At 72.2% G+C, this 26174-nt stretch carries 30 protein-coding genes; all 30 read right to left on the reverse strand.

Annotated features, from left to right (window positions below; all coding sequences use genetic code 11):
- Window positions 1-3: 3 nt before the first annotated feature.
- The 30 genes from ACIP5O_RS10855 to ACIP5O_RS11000 all read right to left on the reverse strand — a co-directional run bounded on the left by ACIP5O_RS10855 (window position 4) and on the right by ACIP5O_RS11000 (window position 26006).
- Window positions 4-777, reverse strand: a complete 774-nt coding sequence (locus ACIP5O_RS10855) for a DUF317 domain-containing protein (protein WP_401291203.1) — start codon at window positions 775-777, stop codon at window positions 4-6.
- Window positions 777-1304 carry a hypothetical protein gene (locus ACIP5O_RS10860; RefSeq protein WP_401291206.1) on the reverse strand — a complete coding sequence of 176 codons (528 nt, stop codon included), beginning with the start codon at window positions 1302-1304 and terminating at the stop codon, window positions 777-779. The genes ACIP5O_RS10855 and ACIP5O_RS10860 overlap by 1 nt, the downstream gene beginning before the upstream one ends.
- Window positions 1305-1391: 87 nt before the next feature.
- Window positions 1392-2171, reverse strand: coding sequence for a DUF317 domain-containing protein (locus ACIP5O_RS10865; protein ID WP_401291209.1), 780 nt, complete (start codon window positions 2169-2171; stop codon window positions 1392-1394).
- Window positions 2168-3415, reverse strand: coding sequence for an acetyl-CoA carboxylase biotin carboxylase subunit family protein (locus ACIP5O_RS10870; RefSeq protein ID WP_401291211.1), 1248 nt, complete (start codon window positions 3413-3415; stop codon window positions 2168-2170). The genes ACIP5O_RS10865 and ACIP5O_RS10870 overlap by 4 nt, the downstream gene beginning before the upstream one ends.
- Window positions 3416-3466: 51 nt before the next feature.
- Window positions 3467-4051 (reverse strand): hypothetical protein, encoded by a 585-nt coding sequence (locus ACIP5O_RS10875; RefSeq protein ID WP_401291213.1) that lies wholly within the window; start codon window positions 4049-4051, stop codon window positions 3467-3469.
- Window positions 4052-4068: 17 nt separating this feature from the next.
- Window positions 4069-4884 (reverse strand): DUF317 domain-containing protein, encoded by an 816-nt coding sequence (locus ACIP5O_RS10880; RefSeq protein WP_401291215.1) that lies wholly within the window; start codon window positions 4882-4884, stop codon window positions 4069-4071.
- A 90-nt stretch (window positions 4885-4974) separates the two neighbouring features.
- Window positions 4975-5751, reverse strand: coding sequence for a DUF317 domain-containing protein (locus tag ACIP5O_RS10885; RefSeq protein WP_401291218.1), 777 nt, complete (start codon window positions 5749-5751; stop codon window positions 4975-4977).
- Window positions 5748-6131 (reverse strand): hypothetical protein, encoded by a 384-nt coding sequence (locus tag ACIP5O_RS10890; RefSeq protein ID WP_401291220.1) that lies wholly within the window; start codon window positions 6129-6131, stop codon window positions 5748-5750. Before ACIP5O_RS10890 ends, ACIP5O_RS10885 begins: the two co-directional genes overlap by 4 nt.
- A 218-nt stretch (window positions 6132-6349) precedes the next feature.
- Complete coding sequence (locus ACIP5O_RS10895; protein ID WP_401291223.1) at window positions 6350-7114, reverse strand: hypothetical protein; 765 nt, start codon at window positions 7112-7114, stop codon at window positions 6350-6352.
- Between the two features lie 31 nt (window positions 7115-7145).
- Entirely contained in the window at window positions 7146-7742 is a 597-nt protein-coding gene (locus ACIP5O_RS10900) for a hypothetical protein (protein WP_401291225.1), read from the reverse strand.
- 38 nt (window positions 7743-7780) lie between these two features.
- Window positions 7781-8671: a relaxase/mobilization nuclease gene (locus ACIP5O_RS10905; protein WP_401291228.1), complete on the reverse strand. Its 891-nt coding sequence runs from the start codon at window positions 8669-8671 to the stop codon at window positions 7781-7783.
- Window positions 8672-8731: 60 nt separating this feature from the next.
- Window positions 8732-9151, reverse strand: coding sequence for a hypothetical protein (locus tag ACIP5O_RS10910; protein ID WP_401291230.1), 420 nt, complete (start codon window positions 9149-9151; stop codon window positions 8732-8734).
- 106 nt (window positions 9152-9257) lie between these two features.
- On the reverse strand, window positions 9258-9755 hold the full coding sequence (locus tag ACIP5O_RS10915) for a hypothetical protein (RefSeq protein ID WP_401291232.1): 498 nt from the start codon (window positions 9753-9755) through the stop codon (window positions 9258-9260).
- A gap of 32 nt (window positions 9756-9787) precedes the next feature.
- Entirely contained in the window at window positions 9788-11587 is a 1800-nt protein-coding gene (locus ACIP5O_RS10920; RefSeq protein WP_401291234.1) for a hypothetical protein, read from the reverse strand.
- Window positions 11584-12726 carry an AAA family ATPase gene (locus tag ACIP5O_RS10925; protein WP_401291929.1) on the reverse strand — a complete coding sequence of 381 codons (1143 nt, stop codon included), beginning with the start codon at window positions 12724-12726 and terminating at the stop codon, window positions 11584-11586. Before ACIP5O_RS10925 ends, ACIP5O_RS10920 begins: the two co-directional genes overlap by 4 nt.
- 178 nt (window positions 12727-12904) lie before the next feature.
- Window positions 12905-13126 carry a hypothetical protein gene (locus ACIP5O_RS10930; RefSeq protein WP_401291931.1) on the reverse strand — a complete coding sequence of 74 codons (222 nt, stop codon included), beginning with the start codon at window positions 13124-13126 and terminating at the stop codon, window positions 12905-12907.
- 68 nt (window positions 13127-13194) lie between these two features.
- Window positions 13195-14406 (reverse strand): MFS transporter, encoded by a 1212-nt coding sequence (locus ACIP5O_RS10935; protein ID WP_401291237.1) that lies wholly within the window; start codon window positions 14404-14406, stop codon window positions 13195-13197.
- A 41-nt stretch (window positions 14407-14447) separates the two neighbouring features.
- Entirely contained in the window at window positions 14448-15470 is a 1023-nt protein-coding gene (locus tag ACIP5O_RS10940; RefSeq protein ID WP_401291239.1) for a hypothetical protein, read from the reverse strand.
- Window positions 15471-15493: 23 nt separating this feature from the next.
- Window positions 15494-15658, reverse strand: coding sequence for a hypothetical protein (locus ACIP5O_RS10945; RefSeq protein WP_401291242.1), 165 nt, complete (start codon window positions 15656-15658; stop codon window positions 15494-15496).
- Between the two features lie 624 nt (window positions 15659-16282).
- Complete coding sequence (locus ACIP5O_RS10950; protein WP_401291244.1) at window positions 16283-17353, reverse strand: hypothetical protein; 1071 nt, start codon at window positions 17351-17353, stop codon at window positions 16283-16285.
- On the reverse strand, window positions 17350-18081 hold the full coding sequence (locus tag ACIP5O_RS10955) for a glycosyltransferase family 2 protein (protein WP_401291934.1): 732 nt from the start codon (window positions 18079-18081) through the stop codon (window positions 17350-17352). The genes ACIP5O_RS10950 and ACIP5O_RS10955 overlap by 4 nt, the downstream gene beginning before the upstream one ends.
- 39 nt (window positions 18082-18120) lie before the next feature.
- Window positions 18121-18708: a hypothetical protein gene (locus ACIP5O_RS10960; RefSeq protein ID WP_401291246.1), complete on the reverse strand. Its 588-nt coding sequence runs from the start codon at window positions 18706-18708 to the stop codon at window positions 18121-18123.
- 19 nt (window positions 18709-18727) lie between these two features.
- Window positions 18728-19258, reverse strand: coding sequence for a hypothetical protein (locus ACIP5O_RS10965; protein ID WP_401291248.1), 531 nt, complete (start codon window positions 19256-19258; stop codon window positions 18728-18730).
- 3 nt (window positions 19259-19261) lie between these two features.
- On the reverse strand, window positions 19262-20017 hold the full coding sequence (locus ACIP5O_RS10970) for a hypothetical protein (protein WP_401291250.1): 756 nt from the start codon (window positions 20015-20017) through the stop codon (window positions 19262-19264).
- 130 nt (window positions 20018-20147) lie between these two features.
- Window positions 20148-21638, reverse strand: a complete 1491-nt coding sequence (locus tag ACIP5O_RS10975; RefSeq protein ID WP_401291252.1) for an ATP-binding protein — start codon at window positions 21636-21638, stop codon at window positions 20148-20150.
- A 24-nt stretch (window positions 21639-21662) separates the two neighbouring features.
- On the reverse strand, window positions 21663-22097 hold the full coding sequence (locus ACIP5O_RS10980; protein WP_401291255.1) for a DUF6238 family protein: 435 nt from the start codon (window positions 22095-22097) through the stop codon (window positions 21663-21665).
- Window positions 22098-22141: 44 nt separating this feature from the next.
- Window positions 22142-23593, reverse strand: a complete 1452-nt coding sequence (locus ACIP5O_RS10985) for an SCO6880 family protein (protein ID WP_401291258.1) — start codon at window positions 23591-23593, stop codon at window positions 22142-22144.
- 83 nt (window positions 23594-23676) lie between these two features.
- Window positions 23677-25008: an ATP-binding protein gene (locus ACIP5O_RS10990; RefSeq protein ID WP_401291261.1), complete on the reverse strand. Its 1332-nt coding sequence runs from the start codon at window positions 25006-25008 to the stop codon at window positions 23677-23679.
- Between the two features lie 39 nt (window positions 25009-25047).
- The gene (locus tag ACIP5O_RS10995; protein WP_401291263.1) at window positions 25048-25722 is read right to left on the reverse strand and encodes a hypothetical protein; all 675 of its coding nucleotides are present in this window, start codon (window positions 25720-25722) and stop codon (window positions 25048-25050) included.
- A complete protein-coding gene (locus tag ACIP5O_RS11000; RefSeq protein WP_031008868.1) occupies window positions 25722-26006 on the reverse strand; it encodes a DUF6112 family protein in 285 nt (94 codons plus the stop codon). The genes ACIP5O_RS10995 and ACIP5O_RS11000 overlap by 1 nt, the downstream gene beginning before the upstream one ends.
- Between the last annotated feature and the right edge of the window lie 168 nt (window positions 26007-26174).

Here is a 26174-nt window from a genome sequence, read left to right on the forward strand (position 1 = left end):
CGGTCACCGAAGCCTCCGCCCCGCCGGGGCGAGACCTTCTCCAGCAGATGGACACGGCGGCGGTGAGGTGACCGCGCGCCGGGCGGCGAGCTGCTCGACCCGCTCGGTCAGGGCCCGGGCGACGTGCTCGGCCGGGCACCGCTCCCACTCCAGGGTGATCCCGCGGCGCGGGAAGCCCTTCATCTGCTCGGCGGAGCGCCGTGCCGCTTCCGGGGAGGCGAGGGCCGTGAAGAGCGAGGCCAGGATGACGGGGGGTGTGCCTGCGGACAGGTAGGCACTCCACAGAGGGTCGTCTTCGTCGAGTCTGGCGGTGATGTGCCAGGAGCGGCTGCCGCCGAGGGAGTTCCGGCTGCCGCGGACGTGTCCCTCTGGGGAAAGGAAGGCCCCCCGGCCGGGGTCAGTGGCCCAGCCGGCCTGCCGCAGGGGCTCGTAGGGGTCGACCGTCTGCCGCAGGCGGTAGCCCGGGTGGGTCAGGGCGTCGGTGACAGCGGCGATCAGCTCGACGGGCGTAGACCCGTCGAAGGCCGCCTGCCAGTTCGTCCCGGTGCGGCCGTCGCGGTCCGACACATGCCACCACGGCCCCTCCAAGACCGGCTCCAGGCGGAGTTGGCTCTTGTGGCGCGGTCCGGTCAGCACGACATGCGGGACGAGGGGCTGGTTCAGCGCCATCCAGCCGGACGCCGTGGTCAGAGGCACGGTGACCCAGGCGGAGTCGCCGGGGCCGGCGAGGTAGACGGGCGACACCAGCGCCTGGTCGACCAGCTCAAGCCGGCTCATCAGCGCCTCACCGCCGACCGGCCAGCGGCGGGCTGCTGGGTGGGGTTCGCGACGGCGATGGGCGCTGGCACGGGGGCTTTGAGGGCGACGAAGTGCAGGTCGAGGAGGGCGTGCCCCTGGGTGGCCCAGGTGTCCAGGTAGCCCCAGGCTTCAGCGTTCCGCTCTGCCAGCGCGTCGATGAACTCTTCGTGGGCCGGCCGGGAGGTGCGCATGGCCTCGCGGGTCTGAGCCCACTCGGTACGCAGAGCCTCCAGGCGGTCGTATGCCTGGGCGAGCTCGGACAGCTGCCACGGCCAGCGGGGCTCGATGTCGCCGGCGGCGATGTGCTGGAGCTGGAACCGCGCCGTGGCGAGTAGGTAGCGCGCCGAGCGGCGGACGGGCTCGAAAGCGCGCCAGGTCTGTGTGTCTCGCTGGACCTTGCGCCAGCCGTACGACTCGTCGTCGTGCGGCCAGCCGTCGGTGTCGGTGTGTTCGTCGGAGTAGGAGTCCCAGGAGGCGAGGATCATCTCGCTCTGCACCAGGAACACCGCCAGCGCCTGGAGTGCGGCGGCGTGCTGGTCGGCGCGATAGGGGAATGGGGAGGTCAGGGTGGTTCCTTCGGTCGGGGGGGGTGCTCACCGGGTCCGGCGGGGGAGGGGACTGCCCGGGCGCTGCGGGGAGGGCGGTAGCTCGCGGTTGGTGCTCAGGGGGAAGAGCCGGTCGACCCGGGCCCACAGCGTTGCCTCCGCCTGCTGGGCCGGGACGCGTTCGCGCTGGATGCGGACGCTGTATCGCAGGGCGGGGGCCATGGTCCGTTCGTGGCGCAGGACCGGGTCGGGGGAGACGAGGTCGGCGAGGAACGCGGCGACCACGTGCGGCGGGGTGTGCTCGGTGAAGTGCGCTTCCCAGACGGCCACTTGCTGGTGCGAGATCCGCCAGGGTTCCATGCCGGCGGTGACCTTGATGTGCCACGAGCCGTTGGCGAGACGGCCGATGTGGACGTGCCCGTCGGGGGAGTCGAAGTGCCGTTGGTGGCGCGAGGGCCAGCCGGCCTGTTCGAGGACCGTGACGGGATCGAGGAGGTCTTCGGGCGCGGGCCCGGCGGCGTAGGCGATGGTCGCCGCCGTGATGATCTCAGCCGGTGTGCGGGCCCCGAACGACATCGTCCAGGACTCCTCCTCGCCGGCCCCGAGGTGCCGCAGGATCCACCAGGGCTGGTCGGGGTCGGGCGACAGGTGCAGCTCCGCCTTGCGGTCGCGGGGGATGACCCGCACCACCGGGCTGAGGGGGAGGTGCGCGATCTGCCACCGGTAGACCTGCTGGAGGGGCGCGGTGACCCAGCGGGGGTCACCGCCTCCGGCGAGGTACCGGGGCGAGACCTGAGCGAGTGTGGGCTGCCGGGCGGCCTCGGTCACGGGCGGCCCGGGGCGGGGACGTCGACGGCGAGGGCGATGTGGCCGTTGGTGGCGCTGCGGCGGGCGACGGCGAGACCGATGGTGTCGGCGTACGTCGCGATCAGGCCCACGCGGGAGGAGTCCAGGTCGCCCTCGGGCGGGAGGAGGACCTCATCGCCCTCCTCCATCAGCCAGGCCGGGCCGTGGACCCAGCCGGCCGTCTCGGCGAAGCCGGAGGCGATGCTCCGCTGGACGAGCGTGCCGGACGCCGGGGCGTACAGGACCTGGATCGCGACGGCCTGCTGGCGGGTGGGCGTCAGGTCGGGGGCGGCGCCGACGGCGATGTCGGCGGCGATACGGGCGAGCGGCAGGCCGAGGGCCTGCTCGACGGCCCAGCCGATCCAGTCGCCGCCGATCCGCCCGTTGACCTCAATCACGCGCGGGCCCGTGGGGGTAAGGCGGATCTCCACGTGCTGGATGCCCCCGGTCACGCCGGTCGCCCGCACCGCGGCCTTGGCGATCGGGGCGACGGTCTCCAGGAGCGGGTCGCCGGCCGTGAGGGTGTGGCCGGTCTCCTCGAAGAGCGGCTCGCTGCCGAGTTCCTTGCGGGTGACAGCGACCGGTGTGGTCACGCCCTGGTAGGTGACGCACTCGACGCTCACCTCCGGGCCGGACAGGTACTCCTCAATGAGGACGCTGCGGTTGTCGCCGCCGTGCTGCTGCACGCCGCGGGTCGCGAACGCGTACGACTCGGCGAGGTCCTCGCGGGTCTCGGCCTTGATGACGCCGATGCTGCCGCCCACGGCCGCCGGCTTGACCACGACGGGGAAGCCGATCGCCTCGGCGACCGCGAGGGCCTCGTCGAGGGACGCGGCGACGACGGAGCGGGCGGACGGCACGCCGTGACGGGCGAACGCGGCGCGGCTGGCGGCCTTGTCCCGGCAGGTGCGGACCGACTCCGTGGTCGTGACCGCCAGGCCGAGACGTTCGGCGAGCTGGGCGACCGCGGTCAGGTGGGACTCGTTCCAGGTCAGCACGCCCGCGACCGGCCGACGCGTGGTGATGGCTTCGGCGGCACTGAGCAGCGCGTCCACGTCGTCGAAGTCCGGCACCGTCTCGTGATCGACGACGTACTGCTCCTCCCAGGTGAGCGGGCCGGTGGTGAGGACGGCGACGTCGTAGGCGTCGGCGACCTGGCGCAGGCAGTAGCCGCGGTACACGTCATCACCGGGGGCGACGACCAGGACGAGCGGGCGCTGAGACACGAAGGGCTCCAAGAAAGTGAGGTGCGGAAGAGGGAGAGGGAGAAGGGGAGTTCAGCGGCGGCGGGCGGGCGATGCCGGGGTGGCGGCGTGCGGCGTGCGGGTGGTGAGGCGGATGCCGGTCTGCCCGGCCCGCACGGTGGCCGCGTGGATCTCCAGGACGGCACGCCCGTGGGTGAGCCAGTCGACCAGGGCGTCGGACGCGAGCTTGTTGCGTGCGGCGGCTGCTGCGACGAGGTCCTCGGGGCTCGTGGACGGATCGGCCACCACCCGCTCGTACTCGGTGTGGGCGGTGTCGACCCGTTCGAGGGCCCCGCGCAGATGGGCGAGCTGCCAGCTCCAGCGGGCCTGGCCGGACTTGCCGGCGAGGCGGCCGGCGGACGTCTCGGCCATGTCCAGCAGGGCGGCGGCTTGCCCTCGCAGGGGAGAGAAGCGGCGCCAGAGGGAGGCGTTCTTCTCAGCCTGCCGGGCGTCGTAGGTGTCCTGGTCGTACGGCCAGCCGTCGAGGTCGGTGTTTTCGTCGTCGAACCGCTCCCACGCGGCCATCACGGCATCGCCTTGCAGCAGGAAGGTGGAGAGCCGGGTGATCGGCGGTGTGCGGTCCGGGGACAGGGGGACGGAAGGAGAAGGGTGGGGCACGAGGGGGCTTTCGAAGGTCAACGAAGGGAGACGGAAGCGGGGGCGGAGGGCACGGCCGGTGCGGGCAGGGAGACCGCCGGGCGGGTGCGGCGATGGGCCCGGACCCGCCGGCCGAAGGCGTCGACGCGGGCGAAGTGCGCTTCGACCACCTGCTCGGGCGACAGGCCGCTCGGTTCCTGCAGGGCGCCGTGGCTCTCCGGGTCGTACATGCCGCGGACGACAGGGGTGGTGGTGACGAGCTGCTCGGCGAGGCCGTCCAGCAGGTACTCCGGGATCGCGCCGCTGATCCACATGCGCCAGGCCGGCGCCCCGCCGTATTCCGGGAGGACTTCGATCCTCCAGGCCATCTGCTCCGGGGTCCCCTCGTAGACCTGGACGACTTCGGTCCGTATCTGATGAGGGCCGGGGGAACGGGCTTCGCGGGTGTCGTTGGGCCGCCGCTCGACGGACCATCCCGCGTTCTCCATCCGCGCCCACGGGCCGATGCTGCTGCGTGGGGTGCCGGCGACGAGGCGGTCGGTGAATCCGGCGACGATCTCGGCGGGCACCATCTGTCCGAAGGACGCGCACCAGCTCCAGTCGGCGGATTCGATCTGCCAGTAGGAAGGGGAGAGCGGGTCGAGGGTGACCCGGTGACGGGTCTGGGCGGGACCGGTCAGAACGGTGCGGGGGTCACCGGGGGCGGAGGCGACGCTCCATCCGGCGGCGAGCAGCGCGTGGGTGACGTGCCGGGGATCGCCGGGACCGGCAAGGTGCCGGGGCTCGGTGAGGAACGGGATCTTCGAGAGGTGGTCGCGGCTGTAGGAGGCCCGCTGGGCGGAACTCAGAGCCACGCGACCACCTGCGCGAACTCGACGGCGTCGACCTCAGCCGAATTCGGGGCGGCAAGACGTGAGAGCGAAGAAGGCACGGGGGTCCTGGGGTCAGTGGGGGACGTGCTGGCGGTTCTTCGTGCGGGGCCGGACGGCACGGACGGAGGTACGTGCCCAGGTGGCTGCACGGGCAGCGGTGATGCGCGCCTGCTGCCAGCCCCTGAGCTGTTCGGGAAGTACGGACACGGAGGTGACCCGGATGCGCTTGCTCGGCGGCACGTGCCCGCGCGGTCGCATCACCGGCTCCGGGGAGGCCAGAGCCTCGGTCAGGCCCTGCAGCAGGTGCAGCGGGGTCGTCGGGGTGGCCTGCAGGTTCCACACCGCGCCGTGCTCGTTGCGGGCACCCATCCACCAGTGCTGATCAGGGCCGGTACCGACGTACTGGACGAAGGCGTCCCGGGTGGGGCTGACGGCGGTGTACTCCTGGCCGGTGTCGGTGGACCAATCGTGCTCGGACAGCGGCGCCCACACGTTGGGGGCATGGGCGGAGCGTTCCCTGGTCAGCGCGTCGGTGAGGCCGGCGACGATCTCCACCGGTGTCTGCGCGGTGAGCGTGACCTGCCAGGCTGACTGGTGTCCTTGGGCGGTGCCGTGGATCTGCCAGCCGCCGGGGGGCTGGTAGGCGACACGGACGGCCCCGTCGGGGGAGTCGAAGACGAGGGCGGCGGACGACCGGGGGGTGGTGTCCTTCCAGCCGGAGGCGCGCAGGTATTCGGTGATGTGTCTCAGGTCCCCGCCGCCGGCCAGGTACCGGGGCTCGATGAGGTAGTGCTGCTGGGCGGTCTGCTGGTCGCCCCAGCCGGACCACTTCTGTCGCTGTGTGCTCACCGGTGCCGCCCCCGGGCGACGAACGCGGTGGCCTTCGGCGGAGCGGAGGGTGCTGCGGGTGGCTGCTTGCCGACCCGTTCGAAGACCTCCTGGTACTCCTCAAGATCGGCGGAGAGGTTGCTCAGCGTGTTGGCGGCGCGGCCGAAGGCCAGCCACGTCTCCGCCGGGAACGTTCCGTCCGCGGCGTGATCCTGGGACGCTTGGCTGCCAGCGCTGACAAGGCCAAGGAAGTTCGCGATAACGCCGTGCTCCGTGGACACGACCCGCGCCAGGATCTGCGCGGTCCGCCGTGCGTCGGCCCATTGGAGGCGGTCGGCGAGCTCGTCGAGGTACTGGACGACGCCGTCGAGCAGAGCGTCGTCGGTGACGGACAGGTTCATGGCGTTCCAAGGGATCGGCCCGCGAGCTGGTCAGCGGGTTCGGCGGGAGGTGGGAGCAGCCGGACCGGTGGGTGGTGCCGGACGCGCAGGAAGGTGGCTGGCCCCGCCCGCCTTGACCACCGCCGTGCGCAGGTAGCGACGAAGGACGAAGACGGCAAGGCGAGGCCGGCGGACCGGATCGAGCGGAGGGACGGACGGGCGTGGGGTACGGGCCTGCGTCACCGGTTGCGGGCGGCCGCTCGGCCACCGGGCTGGGATGCCGGAAGGGCGATATCAGCCGTGGGGCGGGGGGTCGTTCGCAGTGCGGTACCGATGCCGAGGCGGGCGAGGCGGGCGCCGGCGGCCTGGACCGCGTGGCCCTGGGCGCGGGTGTCGTCGCCGGCCAGTACGTATGCGTTCGAGGCGGTCTCCCACACGAAGCCCTCGGCGAGCAGTACCTCGGACGCGGGCCGGGCGGTGGTCGTCGCCGCGAGGGAGCCGTCCTCCCGCCAGGTCATCACGACCGTCGTGTCGGGGCGGGCTGCGGGCTGCGGGGGGTTCATGGCGGCGTGGCGTACCTGGGCGAGTGCGATTTCGTAGCGGGGCAGGAGGTCGGCGGTGACGGCGTGGGAGGCCCGCTCGGGGTCGGCCGGCACGGCGATTCCGTCGGGCTCGCGAACTCCTTCGAATGCTGCGGCGGCGATCGATCCGGTCGGGGCGATGGCCGCTACCAGGAACTCGTCGTCGTGCAGCGGGCGGATCGTGACGTACAGGCGGGTGCCGTCCTGCCGGATCAGGTGGGCGTCCTCGCGCAGGACGAACTCGGCGATGGCGCCGCTGACCAGGTTGAGGTCCCAGACGTCTTCGGCGTGCTGGAGCTGCTCCTCGTAGTGCTGGTGCGGGTGGTACTCGACCGTCCAGGTGCCGGGCAGGTTCTCGGCGAGGACGGTGGCGAACGATTCCAGGTCGCGGTCGTCGCCGGGGAGGGTGCGGGGGAGGGACATGGGCTCCTCGATGAGGGGGCAGGGGGGAAGGTCATCGGGTCCGTCCGAAGGCGGTAGACGTTGGTGGGGCCGGCGGGGGGTGAGGCCCGCGACGGTCCGGCGGCGCGCTGCGGTCCGCGAGGGTGGCGCGTACGCTCCGCAACTCCGTGGCAAGGAGGCGAAGTTCGTGGTCTGCCTCGCTGCGCAGGCGGGTGCCCCAGCGTGTATCTTCCGGTCTGCTGAACCGGTCGTAGGCGTCGGCGAGCGCGTGCAGGACCAGACCGAGCGAGGCGACGATGCCGTCGTGCGTCGCGGTGAGTTCCGCGAGCTCGAAGGTGAGGTCGTCCGCGGAGGCGGCCTCGCGGATCCGGCCGGCGAGGTTCTCGATCTCCCGGCCCGTCGTCACGTAGCGTGCCTCGGTGCCCTCCCAGGCGAACTCCGGAGAGGCGAGGACCCGGTACCCGGCGGCCTGGAGGCGTGCCACGGCCCTACGGGCGACGGCCTGCTCTTCCTCCGGCGTGACCGTGGGGGACATCCGGTGCCAGGTGACCCCGTGCGTCTCCCTCAGGAAGAAGGAGCGCTCCAGGATGCCGTGGGCCAGACCGTCCCCGCCGCTTGCGGTGATCACGTCGGTCGCCAGATCGCGCACGATGACCACCGTCTGCTCGGCCCTTGTGTCTTCCGCGGTCACCGCTGCGCCGCTGGGGACGGTGCAGCGGTGTGCGGGGGCGTGAGCGCCGGGCCTGGGGCAGGCGGGGTGGGCGTGAGGCGGGCGGCGATCTGGCCGAGTTGATCCTGCACCCCGTGGAGGCGGCGGGCCGCCCAGAACAGGTCACGGCCGGCGGCGGCGGTCTCGTGGCCGGGCAGGGCGGCGGCCTGGCGGCCGACCTGCTCGACGAGCTGCCGCACCGCCGCGATCGGCCCGGCCTGCTCGGCGGCGAGCTGGGTCAGGATGCCCGCGAGCGGACTTGTCGCAGCCGGAGTGCGGGCCGGTGCGGCGGCGGTCGGCCGGGCTGCTGCGGGCGCCGGCCCCTGGACTGACGGGGGTCCGGTGTGAAGAAGCAGGTCGGCTTCGATTCGTCGGGCCTCCACCTCCAGGGCTTCGGCCAGGCGGCGGGGTGTGGTGGCCCAGGTGCCGTCGAGGCGGATGAGGTTGCCGATCAGGTCCATGCGGTTGGCCTTGTCCCGTACGGCGACCCAGCGGCAGGCCCGGTCGTCGCCGGGCGGAGCCAGGCCGGCCGTGCGCGCCAGCCGGTGGCCGATCTCGGACCACTCGGCCGGAGAGAGCTCCCGGTCCAGCGGATGCAGGCGCACGTACAGGTGGAGGATCGCGCGTCGGGAGCCGTCCGGGGCGGCGGCGAAGGGGTGCTCGACCAGCGGATCGGCGAGGTGCTGGGCCCACTCCGGGGTCGTCCAGTACCGGCTTTCGTCGGTGTACCGGTCGAGCTGGTCCCAGTAGGCCACCACGGTGCCGCCGGGCTCGGTCGTGAGCCCTTCGTTTGCGCTGAGGGGGCGACCGAGCGCGTCGGCCAGGGCATCGGCGGCTTCGAAACCGTTCCGGTGCAGGTGAATGATCATGTTCTCGCTCGCTGTCGGACAGACAGGTAGGGGAAGGCGGAGGGGACGCGGTCCTGCTGGCTATCGCCCTGCGTGGCCGGCGTCGGCGACGTGGACCAGCTGGTTCAGCGCGGTCACGGAGTACCAGCGGCAGTCGACCGGCTCTTCGCCGGTTCCGACGCGCGGCACCAGGTACTTGTGCAGGGCCTGCTGGTGCACGAGACATTCGGGGCACCGGGTGGACAGGTGCACCATGTAGCGGGGGTGGGCGGTGACGTAGGAGCGGTGGCCGCCGTTCGGGTCGAGCAGCCGCCACCCGTTCTCGTCGGTTGGCGTGTGCCACGAGTCGGTGACGACCTTCATCGCGTTGCCCCACAGTCGGCCGTCGGCGGCTCCCTTGAAGATCACCACGTGCTCGCCGGGGCGGAAGTGGGCGTGGGTGATGTCCCGCTTCGGGGTGAGCGGGTCGTGCGGCAGGTACACGGGGCGGGTCTCAGGCACGGACGGTCCTTCCACGAGGTCGCGGGGCGGCGGTGGAAGACAAAGGGTCCGGAGAATCCCCGGTTTCGGAAACCGGGGATCCGCCGCTATATTGCGCGCTGCGCGGCTACCGGAAAGGGTTCTCCGTGGGCCGATCCCGGTCGCTCGCCGCGTCGAGCAGTTCCGGCAGATCCGCACCGTCGGCGTCCCGCTGATCGACCCACCAACCGGCTCGGGTCAGCAGCCGGATCTGCTCCTCCAACTGTGCCCAGTCGGCTTCGTCCCAGGTCCCCTCGGTGACGAGCGCCTCGTAGGCGCTGGTCACGAGCTGGTGCCGGCAGCGCTCGCCCCAGCCGAGGATCTTCCCGGGCCCCTCCAGCTCGGGCATGTCGAACTGGGTGGCCCACGCCGCCGCGGCGGCCTGTTCCTCGGCGCGCTTGGCTGCCAGCCACTCCGCGGTGCTCGCGGCATCGGCCCGGTGCTCGGCGCGCCAGCATTCGGTGCACTTCCGTTCCGCGAGCCATCGGGCATATCCGGCTCGCTGGTCGGCCGACCGGGTCGACATGTCGTGGGGGACGGTGTGTCCACAGCTGTGGACGACGGTCCAGACGGTCTTGATTGCCATGGTTGTTCCTGCTTTCTGTCTTCTGTGTCGTCTCAGCGCGTCCTGCGGATGGCGTCTGTGGCCGCCGTGGCGATGGCGGCGGGAGCGCTGGAGGGCCGGGGCAGGTGCAGCAAGGTGGTCCCCGGCAAGTGGAGGGACCTTGCGGTGAGGGTGAGCTGGAGTACGGCGCAGCCGGCGGTCGTGAGCTGCTTGATGCGGGTGACGGCTTGAGCGGTTTCGTCGCTGCCGTACTGGGCGTCGGTGACGATCACGAGGAGGCGGCCGGCGCCGGGACGGCTGAGTTCGAGGCCGTGGTCGAGCGCGTCGATGGCGTCGCCGAGGTTGTGGCTGCCGCCGTTGGCCTCGAACGTCGTCACGCGCTCCGGTGCCCGGTGAGTGGGTCGGGTCAGCGCGGTCAGGTGCTGGTCGTAGGCGATGGTGGCGGTACGGGAGTCGGGGTCGGTGAGGGCTGCTGCGCGTGCCACGATCCAGGCGGCGGACGCGACGGGTGCGCAGGCGGCACGCATGGAGCCGGAGACGTCGACGGCGATACCCACGCGCAGCGGTGGGGTGGGGGAGTTTCGGCGGCGGGTGTGGGTGAACGGTTCCGCCGTGGGTGTCGCCCCGGCCGCGCGCTGGGCGTCGCGGGCGAGGGCCGCGCGCATGTTGAGGCGGCCGGGCGGGGTGGGGCTGGTGGTCCGCTCCTCGGTCCGCTCGCGGTAGGCGGCGGCACGCAGGGCGCGACTCAGACGGGCGGCGGCGCTCTGCTCGGCGGCGGTGGGCCTGCGGGTGCCGGTGACCGGGTTGCTGCGGGGCGCCGGTGTGCCGTCGGGGGCGACGGTGGTGCCACGGCCGTTGAAGACCGACTTGGCGGTGGCAGCGGCTTTGCGTCGCTGTCCGGCCCGCTGGGCGCGGTCCTGAGCCTGCGCCTTGGACTGTGCGGCCTTGGCGTTGGCCGCTGCGTCCTGTGCCGCGCGGTCGGCGTCGTCGGTGGCTGCCGCGCTGTCCATGACCACCCCCACGGCGCCGGACAGCAGATCGGGAAGGCCCTCCGGCACGGCCAGGGCGGGGGCCGCGATGTCCAGAACGTCGCACCATTCCTGAGCGTGCGCGAGCATGGTCGTGGCATCGTGGTCGGCGCACTGGTGGGCTGCGGTCCAGATACGGGTGAGCGTGGCCAGCAGGTCTGCGCCCAGCACCTTTTCGCACAGATCGGCGACGGCCCGGGTCTCACCGGCGTCCAGGATGCCGACGTCACGGCGGCCGAGGATCAGGGCCGCCACGGCGGCGGCGTGCTCGACGCCCTGAAGGGCGGGGCGGGCGATGTCGGGCATGACCAGGGTCCGGGCGCTGGTGCGCAGGTACGTGCGGTCCGTGGGCCGCCTGGTCAGGTGTGCGCCTTCGGCACGGCTCTCCTCCAGCAGGAGCGCGGCCTCGACGACACGGGGGTTCGCTCCGGCAGGCGCCGTCCAGACGGAGTGGGCCGCGTGCGCGGCCTCGTGGACGAACACTCCCCAGGCGGCGGGATACCGCTCCTCGTCGCCCACGATCCGCGGATGGATCTCGTGGGGCTTCAACGGGGCGAACAGGCCGGCGTCGAACTCGACCTCGCCCAGAGCGGGGAAGAACGCGGCCGGTGCGCCACTGCGCGTGCCGGGGCGGCAGGTGACGAGGAGGTCCTGGCGGCCGGAGAGGGCGACCAGCCGGTCGCCGAGTTCGGCTCCCACGCGCAGCCACGCGGCCGGGGAGGAGCGGGGTCGTGCGGGCGGGGCGCCGTCGTCGTCCCATCGCGCGAGGTCGGCGTCGTCGTCCGGCGTGGTTGTGGGGGACTGGACGTGGTGGTGGGCGCTCATCGCGAACGGCCCCGGTGTGCGGAGCCGGTGCTGCCCGGGGGCTGCCGGACGGCCGAGGCGGACAGCTGCTTGCCGAGGGTGAGGGGGCGGACCTCCTTGACGCCGACGGCCTTGATGACGGCGGCGGCGACGGCGTCGCGATCCTCCAGAGGAGCGATGCCGACCAGGTTCGCGAGCGCGGCATTGGTACCGAGGACGGCCTCGGTCTTCTGGTAGCTGAGCAGTTCCCGCAGTTGGGGGGCCCAGCCCAGCTCGCCGAGTTCGACCTGGCGGGAGAGATGTCGGGCTACCCGGACCACCCGGGCGTCGATCCTCAGCGCCAGGGCGAGGTCATAGTCCGTACCGATCTGGATCTGCACGCTGAACCGGGACGACAGCGCCTCCGTCAGCACCGCGCCGTGGACGCCGGGATTGTGGCCGGCCACCACGTAGAAGCCCGGCTCGGCCTTGATGGTCTCGCCCTTGTGGGCCTTGACCTGGATCTGCCTGCGCCCGTCCATCGCGGGATACAGCGCCGCCAGGACCTTCGGCGAGATCAGGGTGGCATCGTCGATCAGCAGGGCGCGGCCCTCGGTCATCGCGGTGACCAGCGGACCGTACTGGAAGACGTAGGCTCCCGCGTCGTCCTGGGTGTACTCACCGATCAGGTCGCCGACCGTGGTATCGCCATCACCGGCGACGGTGAGCAGGTCCGGGAACGCCGCCTCCACCAACGACGTCTTGCCGGTACCCGGAGGGCCGTAGAGCAACACCGGCACGTCGGCGTCGCGCAGGCGATTCAGAGCTTCGACATCGGGCAGATCGGCCAGCTCCCGGGGGTGGTAGAGCTGGCCTCCCGCGCGGCGGATCGGGCCAGCCTGCCTGGGCGTGGCTGCTGCGGTAATGGTCGTGCGGGCCGTGGCCGTTTGGGCACGGGGAGAGTGGGTGCCCGGTGGGCTGATCACAGCGGTCTGCGCGGCTGCGGCGGTCTTCGCGTTCGCACGGAACTCCGGTTGTCCGGTTCCGCTTTGGTCGGCCTCGCCGCGTCGCACCAGGGTGAGCGCCGCGTTGCGGACGGCGCCGTGGGAGTGGCCCAGCTGCCTGGCCATGTCCCCGATGGTGAGCCTGTCCGCCGGCCGGTCCGCCAGCAGACGGGCCACCTTGGCCCGCAGCTCGCCGCCCTTGGTGCGTGTAGGCGTTACGGGTGTGGTCAAAACGAAATTCCTTCAACAGGTGCGGGTGGGGTTGGCGATGCGCTGGAGAGGCCGGCCGGTCTAGGAGCGGATCACGGACTGTGCCGAGAGCGGCGACGGGCCAACCAGGGCGCACCGTCGGCGCTCACCGGCCGACCGAGGACTCGGTCCGGGTGCTCAGGGTGTCCGGCGACGAGCAGTTCGCCGGCTGCCGAGCAGGCCCGTGCGTCCGCTCTGTACCGGGTTCTGTCGCTCGGCAGGCGCATCCTGGCGCCTCTTCGAAGCCGTCCTGCAGCAGGATCCGCCGGGCAGCGGCGTTGTAGCCGGTGGTGGTGATCTCGCCGGTGGTGGTGTGCCGGATCGGCATGAACGGCTCTGCTGGTGCTTCGGGCAAGGCGGGTCTCCTATCGGTGGTGGCGGGAAAACGGTGGGGTGTCAGGCGGGGCGGGCCGAAGCCCTCCGCGAGCGGTGCGCGGGTACCCGGCGGTGCCGACCACGGGGTGCGCGGGAGCCGGGCACGTAGATCCAGCTCCACGCCGCGGCGAGCACGGCGACGGTGAGCGCCGCTCCGGCGGTGGGGAGACCGGCTCCGAGCTGGGGGTGAGCAGCGAGCTGGCCGGCGAAGGCCGTTCCCGCGGCCTGGCCGACGCCGATGGCGGCGATCAGCCACGCGTACGCCTCGGTGACGGTGCCGACCGGGGCGAGCGCGTCCACGGTGAGGAAGGCGCTGGTCACCAGCGCGGGGAGCGCGAGACCCGGCAGGGCGGACACGGCGACGGCCGCTGCCGAACCCGGGCTCAGAAGCAGGGGAAGCCAGCACGCGCCGAAGGCGACGGCAGCGACGACGAGTTGGCCGGTGAGGCTGCCCGGCCACGCCCGTCGGCTGTAGAGCGCGCCGCCGAGGAGGCTGCCGACGGACAGCGCCGCCGGCAGGAGCCCCAGCAGCAGAGCGCTCTCGCTCCGCTCGGCGAGCGCGACGGCCCAGACGGTGTGGGCACCGAGCGCGACGCCGGTCCCGGTCATGGCGACGAGCAGAGCGACCAGCCCGAGCGAATGCAGGGGGCCGAGGAGGCCGGACGACACAGCCGTACTGGGGCGCCAGTTCCGGGACGGGGCGGCGGTCAGGACGACCGTCGCCCCGACCAGGCCGAGCGCGGCTGTCGTGGCCATGGCGGTGGCCGGTCCCGCGAACGTGGTGATGGCGGCGACGAGCGGTGGCCCCACGATGAAGATCAGCCCCTGAGACCCGGTGTCCAGGGCGAGCGCAGCACGCCGCTGCTGAGGATCGGGCAGCACGCTCGGCCACAGGGCTCGCAGGTTGGCCTCGGCCGGCGGGGTGGAGAGGCCGGCGAGGACGACCAGGGTGATGAACAGCGGCGTCTGCGTGGTCGAGTTGATGCGGAGCATGGCCAGCATCGCCAGGCTGGTGACGCCGGTAGCCGTCCAGGTCACGGCCGTCTGCCCGTACCGGTCCACGACCCGGCCGAGTGCCGGCTGCCCGAGCGCGGAGGCCAACCCGTACGCCGCGCACATCAGGGCGGCCATGGACGCGGCCCCGCCCTGGTCGGCGACCAGAAGGAGGAGGACGACCGGCACCATGCCCGTCGGGAGCCGCGCGACCATGGTGCCGGCCAGAAGCCGGGCCACGTACGGCTCCCTCAGAACCGGTCCCGACGTCCGTGCGGTCGTCATCTGCTCATCCCCGGCCGGCGCCCTTGATGTGGCGGCCCGGGCGGGAGGGGGGCAGGTGCCGGCGGTGTGACCGAGGAGGCAGTGAAGTCCGGATCGAGGGACTGCACCAGGTCGACGAGCAGTGTGCCCTGCTGTAGCCAGCGCTCCAGGAGCTGAACAGCTCCTTCCTCGTCCTGCGCGCTGCCTTCGGTCAGGGCTGCATCGGCCCCGCGGAGGAGATCGTCCAGAGCCTTCGGCAGCGGAACGTACACGCCTCGGCGTAGATGATGGTCGAGGCCGTACCAGTGTTGGCAGAGGTCCTCGTTCAACGCCCAGACGCGGGGCAGGGCCCCGTTCACCCGGGCCGACCGGATCTGATCAAGGACGCGTCCTAGGAGCCGGAAGTGTGCCTGCGCCAGGGCATGTTCGTAGGAAGGCAGGAGTATCTCCGTGACCTTCTTCAGGACACCGGCGACATCGGGTGCGGTGACGCTGACCGGTGCCGCCGTCCCCAGCGAGGAGAACTGCGCATCCGGAGCGAGGGCGCCGACGACGATCTGACCGTCCCACGGACGCCGCAGCACCGCCAGTTCGAGGCCGCTTTCTGAGCGGAGGAAGGCCACTGCCGATACCTGCTCCGCGTACGACTGCATGACGTAGGACAGCGATCCCCCCAAGGAGTCCCAGAGGAAGTTCAGGCGGCTACGTGAATCCGAGGGCAAGAGCGCGCAGTTGCCGGCCTCCACCGTCCAGGAGTCATCCAGGCGGGCAGCGATGCTTCGCCCGATGTCGCCGATGAAGGTCTGGTGGGTGGTGCTCACCGTGATCCCGAGCCGGTGTGCGTTGGCGTAGAGCGTGTCGAGAGCCTTCTGCAGACGGTCGAGGTCGGACATCGGCAGGACGTGGATTCCTTCGTCGGCCGACTCGAATCGTGCGAGGTCAAGGGCAATGACGGCCCAGTCGACGCCTCGCCCGCCAGGCAGGGCGACGATGCCGTCATCGGGGCTTGAATACAGAGTGATGTGGGCGGTAGGGGACACGGTGTTCTCCGGAAGGCGGGGCTTCAGCGGCGCCGGGGCGGAGCCGCGCGCAGGGCGGGAGCGCGGGGATGAGGCGGGGCGGGGGAAGGGGGGGAGCTGAGACTGGAGTCGAGGACGACGGGGTACCGCGCGGTGCGGAGCATGTCGGCGGCCCACTGGGCGCGGTCGTTCTCCCAGGTCTCGCCCATGTCGAACGGGAGGCGGATCCAAGGGCCTCTCAGCGTCGGCTGGGCCAGGAAGCCAGCCTTCAGAAGCAGCTCCAGGGCGAACGGATCGACAGGGCCAGTGACTTCCACCTCGCCGCCGCGCTCACGGACGATGCGAATCGACGGGTCGTCCACGGGTTACCGCCCCCGCGAGACAGCAGCACGAGCCGGTCCGGCGACGGGAACGGGTGGCGTTGCCGAGGGCGTGGTCGTGAGGGGGCGCTGAGGGGAACGGCTGGCTGCCGCCGCTGCGATGCGGGCTCGGCGCTCGGCCAGCCCGGTGCCTCGCGCCGGAAGGGGCGGGGCGGACTGGGCGGGATCGAGGCTGTAGTCCGCCTGGACGGCGAAACCGGCTCGGCGGAGATCGTGTACGGCCTGCCGGCCTCGGCGCCACGGATCGTGGTCCTGCCGGGTGAGCCGGTACAGATCCGCGGTGCCGGGCACGAGTTCGAACTGCTCACGGGTCAGGAACCACGCGGCCAGGTGCGGTGTGACCTCTGTTGTCGGTCGGGCTACGACACCGAGGCCAGGGTCGAGGCCGAAGTGGAAATGGGGGACACGGGGCATGGAAGTCCTCGAAGGGAGAGGGAGAGAGAGGGACCCGGGTCAACGGCTGCGGCCCGAAGTGCTCGGGGCGGTGAGGGCCTGCGGCGAAGGGGGAAGCGCCCTGCGGGAGTCGGTCGCGGGCGGGGGCGGCAGGGCGGCCCGGGCGTGCTTCAGGAGTACGGGGGCGTCGGCGATCCATCGGCGCACGTCGTCGGCCGACGCAGAGGGCAGCGGGGCCGGTGCCCTGAATACAGAGGGCCGGTCGCCTCGCCCCGGACGGAGCAGAGCGTGCAGCCGGTCCAGCGCCTCGGCATCCGCCCGGTCCGGGGTGGTGGCCCACCAGATTCGGTCGAGGAGATGCGCCGCGTGGGGGCGAAGCTGGCGGAGCACGGCCTTCGAGCTCTCGGCGTGTCCGTCACCGGCGGAGCGCCGGAGGTCTTCCAGACGTCCGTGCCCGCTCTCGACCGCTGCCAACAAGCGCTTGTGCACCGCGTGCTCATAGCGGGGAAGGAAGCTGGTCGTCACCTGGGCGGCGGCGAGCCTCGGATATTTGGGCAACCCGATGGCCGGCGGAGCGAACGGATTGTCGTAGTTGTCGTCGAAGGTGCTGCTCGCGCACGCGCCGAGCAGGTAGCGATCTGGGGTGCCGGGCTGTTCGATCAGGAGCAGTTCCGCGCCCGCGGAGCTGGTGAGGACAGCGCCGTACGGGACGCGGCAGTGCTCCATTGCCTCGGTGAGCTGACCGCTGTCCCACAGCAGAGGGAGCCAGTCCTCCTGCCACACCGGGTGGGCGTAGACCTCGACCGTCGTCGTCCAGGTGCCGGGCAGACAGCGTGCCAGTTTCTGGGCATAGTCCCCCAGGTACGGGCGGGAGCTTGTGGTCAGGGCGACCCGATAGAGCTTTGCGGCCTGGGCGAGCGAGGGCATCATGTCCCGCATCGTGCTGAGGTCGCGCAGGACGTGGACGCCGGCCTTCTGCTTCTCGAAGGCGCGTGTCGACCGGAGGGCGGTGTGTCCGTAGGAGTACTTCTCGCCCACGGGGATGGCGACGAGGCCCTCGGTGGCGCTGACGCTGAGGATGATCTCGGCGTCCGGCCGTGCCTGTGGCAGCGCGGTGTCGGTCATGCTCACGCTGCCAGGGCGGCGACGAAGGCGTTGCGCAGGGCGTGGCCGTAGGCATGAGCGTGACGCCGGGCGGCGAGCTCCAGCTCGTCGTACCGCTCGCCTTGCGTCATCTGCCCTTCGTGCTTGCGGTACTTGTAGACGGGCAGGGGCAGCAGGACGCCGGGTGCCAGGGCGGTGACACCGACGGCGGCCATGTAGTCCTCGCCCTGGACGAGGCCGCCCATGCCGCCGGCCGCGCGTACGAGACGCGTGCGGGCCAGGATCGTGGTGGGCCCGATCGGGATGGTGTCCTGCGGGAGCGGCCAGTAAGTGACCACGTCGCCGGCGGGGTGGAAGCCGGGCGGCGTGGGGCACTCCCACAGACAGGTCGTGCCGTCCGGCAGCCAGTCTTCGCTGTACCCGGCGACCCACCCGAGGCGGTCGGTGAATGCCTCCAGCCGGACGCCGAGGCTCCAGTCGGGGAAGACGTCATCGTCGTCGGCCCAGTTCACGAACTCGGTGTCCACGAGGTTCAGACCGAGGTTGCGGGCGCAGGCGGCGCCGACCGGACGGGGCAGGGCCAGAACCCGGACGCGCGGGTCGGCGGCGATCGAAACAGGGACGTTCTCGGGCGGGGCGCCGTCGAGGACGAGGACGGCCTTCCACGGCACGGTCTGCCGGGTGAGGCTCGCGTGCATCTCCTCCAGGTAGGGCAGGCGGTCGGAGCGAAGCTGCGTGGCGATGACGACGGTGATCTGCGGGGCGGACAGGAAGGGGCTCCTGGAGTTGGGGGTTCAGCGGGTGACGCGGGACTTGGCCGTGACCGGCAGGGTGCTGACGGGCGGGACGACCTTCAGCGTGGGACGGGACGGCCGGACGGGCACGGGCCGATCGCGGCCCCAGAGGGACGGGGTGCCCTGGAAGCGCGTGAGAGGGGAGGTGTCCCAGCTCACGACGGGGCCTCCGCGGTCGTCCCAGGTCAGGGCTATGACCTCGATGCCGTGATCGTGCAGGACGTATCCCCATTCGAGACCGTCGGCGTTGGCCTGCGTGACGGTGATGGGCTCGACCGGGGCGCCCGAGGGGGTGACGACGTCGTCGAGGGGGCGACTGGGGAAGCGTTCCGCATGGGGGTCAAGGGCGTTGAGTACGTGCTCGGGGGCGCCTTCGAGGAGGTCCATGCCGAGGCCGGACCAGTCGTGCGGGGCGTCGACGATGTGACGGCGAAGTGCTTCGAGGTCGCCGGCGAAGCGATACTGCAGAGCACCGAGCAGCAGCGGGAGCTGGTTCTCGGGATAGCCGTCGAAGTGGCAGTAACGGCCGGCGTACCGGCTTCCCGTCGAGGGGTCGGTGGGGCGTGCGATGAAGGATCTGGTGGACAAATCACGTTCCAGGAGTGTTTTAGCGGCTCGGAGTGGGGCCGGAGGACGGCGGGCTGGGTGGCGGCGGCGGGAGGTCCGGCGACGGCTTCGGCGCCGGTCGAGCGGGAGCCGGGTCGTACGTTTCACGCAGGGCTATTTCGACGCCCTCGGCCGCATCGTTCATACAGGCGAGGAGCCCGGCGGCGGCGGTCCACAGGAACCGTCGAGGCTCGGTGAGAGCCGGGCTGTGGTAGCGGTCCCCGGCCTCCGTCAGGAACGTGTTCAGATCACTGATGATCTGGTCAGCGGCGTTGAGTGCCGCCAGGACGACCACGCTGATTTCGGCGGTCGTCGTGGTCTGGGCGAGCGTCGCCTCGAAGGGGCGCAGGTCCAAGGCGCGCGAGGGGGGAGAAGGGAGGCCGTGACGCTGCAGGAGCGCTGCGGCGTCGCGGCGGGCCCAACGGTGGAGGTCGGCCGTGGTGGCGATGCCAGCATGAGCGGAGTGGATCTGGTCAGAGGTGTGGCCGACGTTGTCGTACAACTCGAAATCAGGGTGCAGGAGAAGCTCCATTCGTCAGCGAGACGGGGCGCGTGGACCTCGTGTGGTCGGCAGGGTGGAAGGCGTACTGCTCGCGGCAGGCGGGCGATTGCCTGGTAGCGCAGCGGCTTCGGGCCGTGGGAGCACGCGCCGCACCTGCGCGGGTGGTGCGCCGGGGGAAGTGGAAGGCCGTGCGCCGGCGATGAGGGAGGGGTGTGCGTCGAGTTCGTCGAGCCAGCTGAGGAGCTTCGGCAGATTCCGGTCGGGCCCGTACGTGAGGTAGGTGCCGTCGGCGCTGTCGCAGCCGAACCACTCGGCGATCTGCAGGCGGGTGCGTGAGTTGACGCGGCCCATGTGCACGCCTTTGCCGCGGGATTTGGCCTCGCGGGCCAGGCGCTCGGCGACGGGGCCCAGTTTCCAGTCGGTCGATCCGGCGAGGAAGAGGACATCGAAGTCGTTCCACGGCAGCAGCCCGGGGGCATCGCATCCGTCCTGGGCGGCGTAGGCCGCAGGGACGCCCAGGGCGCGGATGCGGGCCAGCAGCGGCAGGGACTCGGCGAGGGTGGCGACGGCGTCGAAGGGGCAGTCCGGAGCGAGCGCCCACAGGCAGCGGTCGGGCCCGTACCGTTCGACGGTCCGCTGCAGCCAGGCGAACCACGAAGGGGTGCCGGGCCAGTACCGGCCCTTCCCGTCGCTCCCGAACTTCGAGTTGTCGCAGGCGTAGAGAGCCCCCTCCGGGATTCGGCTGCCCTGCGCGGGGGTGGTCATGCAGCCGAGGAGTCCGGAACTCATCGCAGCGCGTATGTCAGGGCTGGAGGGAGTGCCGAGATAGCGCAGCGTGCACCTCCCCTCCGGGCAGAGCGTCGGTGGTTCGGGCCCTTCGCCGGCAGGAGGATGCGATGGGTGGGGATGGCGGGACCTTTCAGTGCATGCGAGCGTCGGTGTCGAAGAGGTCCAACTCGGCTTTGTGGAGCTGGTGCTGGACGACGAAGCTGCGGCCGGCGACCTTCCAGAGGCCGCGACCCCGGCTGAGGTGGGACAGGGCTCCGGCTTCTACGGAGGTCAGGCCGAGGAGGCTGGAGGCGGCGGCGAGCTGATCGGTCTCCTGCCGGTAGATCACGCGGGTGCTGCAGTCGGCGAGCAGGCCCTCGGCCAGGGCGCGGCTCTGGCTGCCGGCGTCGCCGGCGGAGAGCAGGTCGGACAGGCGGTGGATCACCATCAAGTTCGCGATGCCCAGGCCACGGGAGAGCTTCCACTGGCCCTGCATGCGCATGAGGAGAGCAGGGTGGCGCAGAACGCGCCACGCCTCGTCGTAGACCACCCACCGTCGGCCGCCGGCAGGGTCGGTGAGGGCGGCTTCCATCCACGCGGAGGCGCAGGTCATCGCGAGAACGAGCCCGGTGTCGTCGCTGCCGCCGAGGCGGGAGAGGTCGACGGTGAGCATCGGCCGGTAGGGGTCGAAGACCGTGGTCGACGGGGCGTCGAACATGCCGGCCAGGTCGCCGAAGACCAGGCGGCGCATGGCGTGGGCGAGGTCGCGGGCGGCGTCTCCGAGGCGTCCGGCGAGCAGGCCGCCGGCCAGTTCGAGGCCGGGACCATCGGCCAGGGCGTGGGCGATGTCGCCGAGGAGGGGCTCGCGGCCGGTGGCGGCGGCCCGGGTGACGGTGGTGTCGAGCGCGAGGTCGAGGGCGGTGTGCTCCATGGGCAGCAGGTCACGGCCCAGGACGGTGCGGGCCAGGGAGGCGAGCAGGAGCAGACGGCGGGTGCGGACTTCTCCTGCCCATTCCGCCTCCGGCACCGAGAAGGGCCGGGGCGCGGCGTCGAGGGGGTTGAGGCGGCCGGGCAGCCCGGGGCCGAGCGCGATGGACTCGCCGCCCAGGGCTCTGGCCACGCTCGTCCACTCGCCCTTGGGGTCGCACGGGACGTACACCCGGTAGCCGAAGGCGACGGAGCGCAGGGCCAGGCTCTTGGCGAGGGCGGACTTGCCCTGGCCGATCACTCCGGCAAGCAGCACGTTGGGGTTGGTGAAGCCCTCGACGCGCCCGTACAGGGAGAACGGGTCGAAGGTGAACGACCCTTCGGCGTGCAGGTCCTTGCCGATGTAGATGCCGTCGGCGCCCAGGCCGCCTTCGGCGAGGAAGGGGTAGGCGGCGCTGGCGACGGCGGTGGTCATGCGGTGGGCCGGGAGCTTGAGGCGCCTGCCGCGGGCGGAGGCGGGACCGGGACGTCCGGTGGGCGGGTAGAGCGGCGCGGGGAAGGCCGCTTCGTCGGACTGCTGGTCGGGTCCGGTGCCGGCGGCGGTGCGGGCCCGGGCTTCGGCGCGGGCGGTCTGCTTGCGCAGAGCCCGGCGCTGGGCCCGGTCGATGCCGTGCGGGGTGAACAGGGGGGTGGCGCTGGCGCGGCGGTGGGACACGGATCGCTTCCGGTGGGGAGGAGTTCAGGACGCGAGGTCGGCGGCGGTGGTCTTGCGCCGGATCGCGTGGACGGCGGCGAGGTGCCGCTGGCAGATGGTAAGGAACGGCGGCCCCTCGGGAAGACGGTCGGGCTGGCACTTCTCGTCGTCCGTGGCTGCGGGGACGAGGTGGAAGGCCGCGTGGACGGAGTCGGCGGCCTGCCACAGGCGGGCGTGGGCCGTGGCCAGGTGGCGGCCGGCTGCCGGACGTTCCGGCCGGGTCTGGTCGGCGGCCTGGTCCATGAGGCGGTGCAGGGCGGTGAGGTGAGCGTGAAGCGCGTCGAGGTGAACCCGGTTGCTGGCCGTAGGTTCGTCGATGGCGCTCTGGGCGCGGGTGTGGTGGCGCAGGCCGGCGGTGGCGGCCCGTAGGTAGGGGTACGCGTCACCATCGAAGGCGTCGCGGCGGGCATCAGGGGACATGGGCTTCTCGCGGGGGAGGAGGACGCCGTCGGGCGGCGGGCGGGCTACAGGGTGCTGCGGGCGAGCGGGAGGGCCGCGGTGGTGAAGGCGTCGGCCTGCTGGTAGATCAGGCGCCGCAGGTCGACCTGGGCGTCGGCGGCGGCCGTCTCGATCTGGGTGCAGGCGGCGTCGAGGTCCTGGTCGGTGTCGGCGGAGACGGTGAGGAGCCCGGTGAGGGCGACGTCGGCGTGGCCGGAGATGAGCTGCTTCTCGCGGGTCTTCACGTCGGCGTACTCGACGCTGTCGGCCTCGGAGTCGACCTGTCCGCGGCGCTGGCGCTCGGAGGCGTCCGCGATGATCGCGGCCTTGCGCCGCTGGACGTCCCGCAGGGCGGAGTCGATGCCCTGGGGCGCGTAGATAAGAGAGAGGGTGCGCCTGACGCCGGCGCTGAACATGAGGCTGTGCAGGAAGCCTGCGTTCGTTTCGGTCCTCGGCCAGTTCTCGATCCAGAAGGTGGCGTGCCGGGCGCTGTCGGTGACCAGACGGTCGGTCTCCTCGACCTGGGCGACCGGTCCCGCGGCGGCGGGGTCGGCCTCGGCCTGGCCGGTCTCGGACCACCGCTGCAGGTTCGCAGTGGCCGCCGGGTCGTACGCGGTGCGCAGCACGGCGGCGATCTCCCGGGCCCCCAGCCACCCCGAGACGGTCAGGCCCGCGTTGCGGGCGGCCTGCGCGACCGAGGACGTGGTCTGCTCCATGACGGTGAAGGCACCGGCGAGACCGCCGCCGGCCTGGCTGATCAGGCGCTTGGCGGCCTTCAGGTCCAGGGCGATGGCCAGGTACGCCTCGTGGGGGGCGGCGGCCGGTCCGGCGGAGGCGAGCAGTTCGGTGTAGATCTGGCCGGCGACCGGGGTCTGGGGGTTGCCGTGCTCGGCCCAGTGGCGGGCGAGGCTGTCGCCGGAGTTCGGCACGGTCCGCTCCAGGACCTGCACGGTTGCGACGCGTCCGGTGCGGGCGATGCCGGCGAGCGCCCGGCCCCACGCGGCGACATTGGAGTTCTGGGTGGCCGGGTCGAGCAGGGCGAAGGCGCGGGAGCTGACGCGGGCGACGGCGGTCAGGGTCTGGCCGTGGGGGTCGTGGACGGCGGCGGCTCCCGACTCGGCGGTGGCGACGCGCAGTGCGGCGGCGGTGCCGGGAAGGTGCAGCAGTCCTTCGACCTGGGGCCGGGAGACGGGGCGGGTACGCCACAGGGTCTGGCCGGTGCGCCGTCGGTGGGCGAAGCGGGCGACCAGCGGCGCCCAGTCGATCAGGGAGCGGCCGTCTCGCCGTACCCCGACCAGCACGGCGGTGGTGAGCCACAGCGGCGTCAGAAGGATGGCGCCGAACAGGCCCGCGGTCACCACGGTGGCCAGCAGCACGGCGAGGGTGGAGGAGACCAGGACCAGCTGGGGGAGGGTCAGGCCGAGCAGGATGCCGCGGCGTGACCGGGTAGGGAATTTGACGGTGAGAACGGAGGACACGATCGCTTCCGGGAGGGAGGAGCCGGGGCGGGGAGAGGCAGGACGGGTCCCTGCTCCCGGCGGCGGGTGTACGGGAGGGGCGGCTACAGGCCGGTCGGCGGGCCGGTGGGGGCGGAGTCGCTGCTCGCGGCTCCGTGAGCGGGCGGCACCGCAGCCGAGCTGTTGCCGAGCCCACCGCTCTGCTGCCCCGCGGGGGCCGCCTCGCCGCCGGCCCAGTTCCCGCTCCAGCTCGGAGGGGCGCCCTCCTGCCCGTCGGTCGCGCCGCCGCCCCGGGACTGAGGCGAGATCGTCTGCTGGAGGAGGTCCTGCAGACGGCTCTCGGAGTCGCCCTTGGAGCCTTCACTCTGCATGCCGGTGCTGGTCGCGGGGTTGGCGGCGATGTCACCGGGGAAGCCACCGCCGCCGGCCTGGGCGCCTCCTGCGGCGCCGGCTCCGGCGGCGGCGCCGCCCGTGCCGGCGGTCGCCGCTGCCGCTGCCGCCTTACGGCCGGCGTTCTCGGCGTGCTGGCGGGCCACCGAAGCTCCCGCGCCACCGGCGCGGTGGATGGATTCGCCGTCTGTGCCCTCGGACGCCCAGTGGACGAACTTGAAGACCATGTACGGGCACAGCAGCACGAGCAGCATGATCACCATGCCTGCCGCGACGTCCGCCAGGGCGGCGAGGCCGTCCTTGCTGTCGGCTTCGCCGAGCGCGGAGATGCCGAGGACGAAGATGATCGTCATCAACAGTTTGGAGACGACGAGGGTGGCGGTGGCCTCGATCCAGCCGCGGCGCCACCGGCGGGCGACCTCCCAGCCGCCGCCCGCTCCCGCGAAGACCGCGAGGGTGACCATGATCAGGATGCCGACCTTCCGGACCATCATCACGCACCAGAACAGGAACGCTCCCATGGCCGAGGCGAGCGCGGCGATGACCGCGACCAGCCAGCCCAGTCCCGCGACGGCACCGATCTGCGAGACCTTGACGATCCGGCGTACGGCGGAGGCGATGTCCGTGCCGGCCGCCGCGAACAAGCCGGCGGACAGCGCGTCGACGACTTCGATGGCCACGGTGGTGAAGGTGATCGCGCAGCAGGCGAACAGAACGCCGCTTGCTGTTCCGGTGAGCGCCTGGACGAGGGCTTGGCCGTCTCGCGTGATCGCAGCTTTTACGAGCTGGGCGCAGAACGTGGCGACGAGCAGGACGAGGCCGATGGGCAGGATCGTCGAGTAGTGGTCGCGGAACCAGCTCGCGCCGAGGTCGATGGCGGTGGTGCGGTCGATGGCCTTGGCAGCCAGGTCGGCCGCCGCGGCGGCGAGGTCACCAGCGCTCTGCACCATCCAGTTCCCGATCGCGCCGACGGGGTCGGAGGCAAACTCGATCGCGTCGCCGATGTCGCAGATCGAGCCGGCGACGGGCAGGTCACAGAAGCCCACGTCGGGCGTCCTTTCGGGTCAGGAGAAGCGGGAAGAGGGCTATGGGGCAACGCGCGGGGCGACGGCGACCAGGCGGCAGTCCGCGCCGGGCCGGCACTGGACGGCCAGGGTGATCTGGCGGTCCTCGGCGCCCGACCCGCCTCCGGTCCAGGCCAGCTGGGTCTTGCCGCGCACGGTGACGGCGTAGATGTACGCCTCGGTGATCGCGGCGGGATCGTCGGCGATGGCCTGCTTGAAGGCACTGGGGAAGTGCGCCTCGGAGACGGTGGCGGTGGCGTGCTGGCCGTTGTCCTTCAGCCGCGACCACAGGACCGGGTCGGGGATCTGGGCCTGCACGGAGTCCCAGTCCGCGTACGCGGATTCGGACGTCATCCAGGACTTCATCCCGGCGAGCTGCTCAGCGTGGCTGGTGGTTCGGGCATCGAAGGACCACAGCATCGTCGCCGCCGCCCGGGCGAAGGCGAGCGGGTCGGAGACCGGCAGCGGCCCGGCTACCGGCGCCGCCGATTCGCCGGCCGGGGAAGGAGCCACATCGGTGGCGCCGGCGGTGGGTGAGGCGGTGGCGTGCGGCGCGGCGTCGACCGTCTTGCTGCTGCCGGTCCACCAGGCGACCGCACCGGCCACGAGCAGCAGCGTGATCAGTGCGCCGGCGGCGAGGACGACTCGGCGCGATGGCCGCCAGTCGGCCCTGGGGGAGAGGGAACGTTTCCCCATCACTGGACCTGGGATCCGAGGGCGGAGAAGAACGCCACGATTCCGTTGGCGGCGCCGAGCCCGAGGGCGGCGCCGGCGGCAACCACGGCGCCCTTCTTGCCGTTGGCCTCGGCCTGGTGGCCGCCGGTGTGGTGGCCCCAGGCCCATACGCCGAGGCTGACGGCGAGAGCGCCGACCACGGCCACGATGCCGAACAGATTGATGCTGTTCACGACGGTGCGCAGGACTTCGAGGCCAGGCAGGCCGCCGCCCTTCGGGGAAACGCCGGGATCGAAGGCGAGCAGGAGATGGTCGTACGGGAGGGCGGTGAGGGTGGCGGGGGAGATGGTGGTGCGCTCCTTGTGCGGGCAGGGCTCAGCGGCCCGTGCCGGGGAACGGGAGAAGAGGGGAAGGGGAGGGGAGAAGCGCTCGGCGGCGCGAAGTTGGCCCGGCCCGCCCGGCGCCTCGGAAGG

The organism is Streptomyces sp. NPDC088915 (assembly GCF_044749825.1).
In the GTDB taxonomy this organism is placed as follows: domain Bacteria; phylum Actinomycetota; class Actinomycetes; order Streptomycetales; family Streptomycetaceae; genus Streptomyces.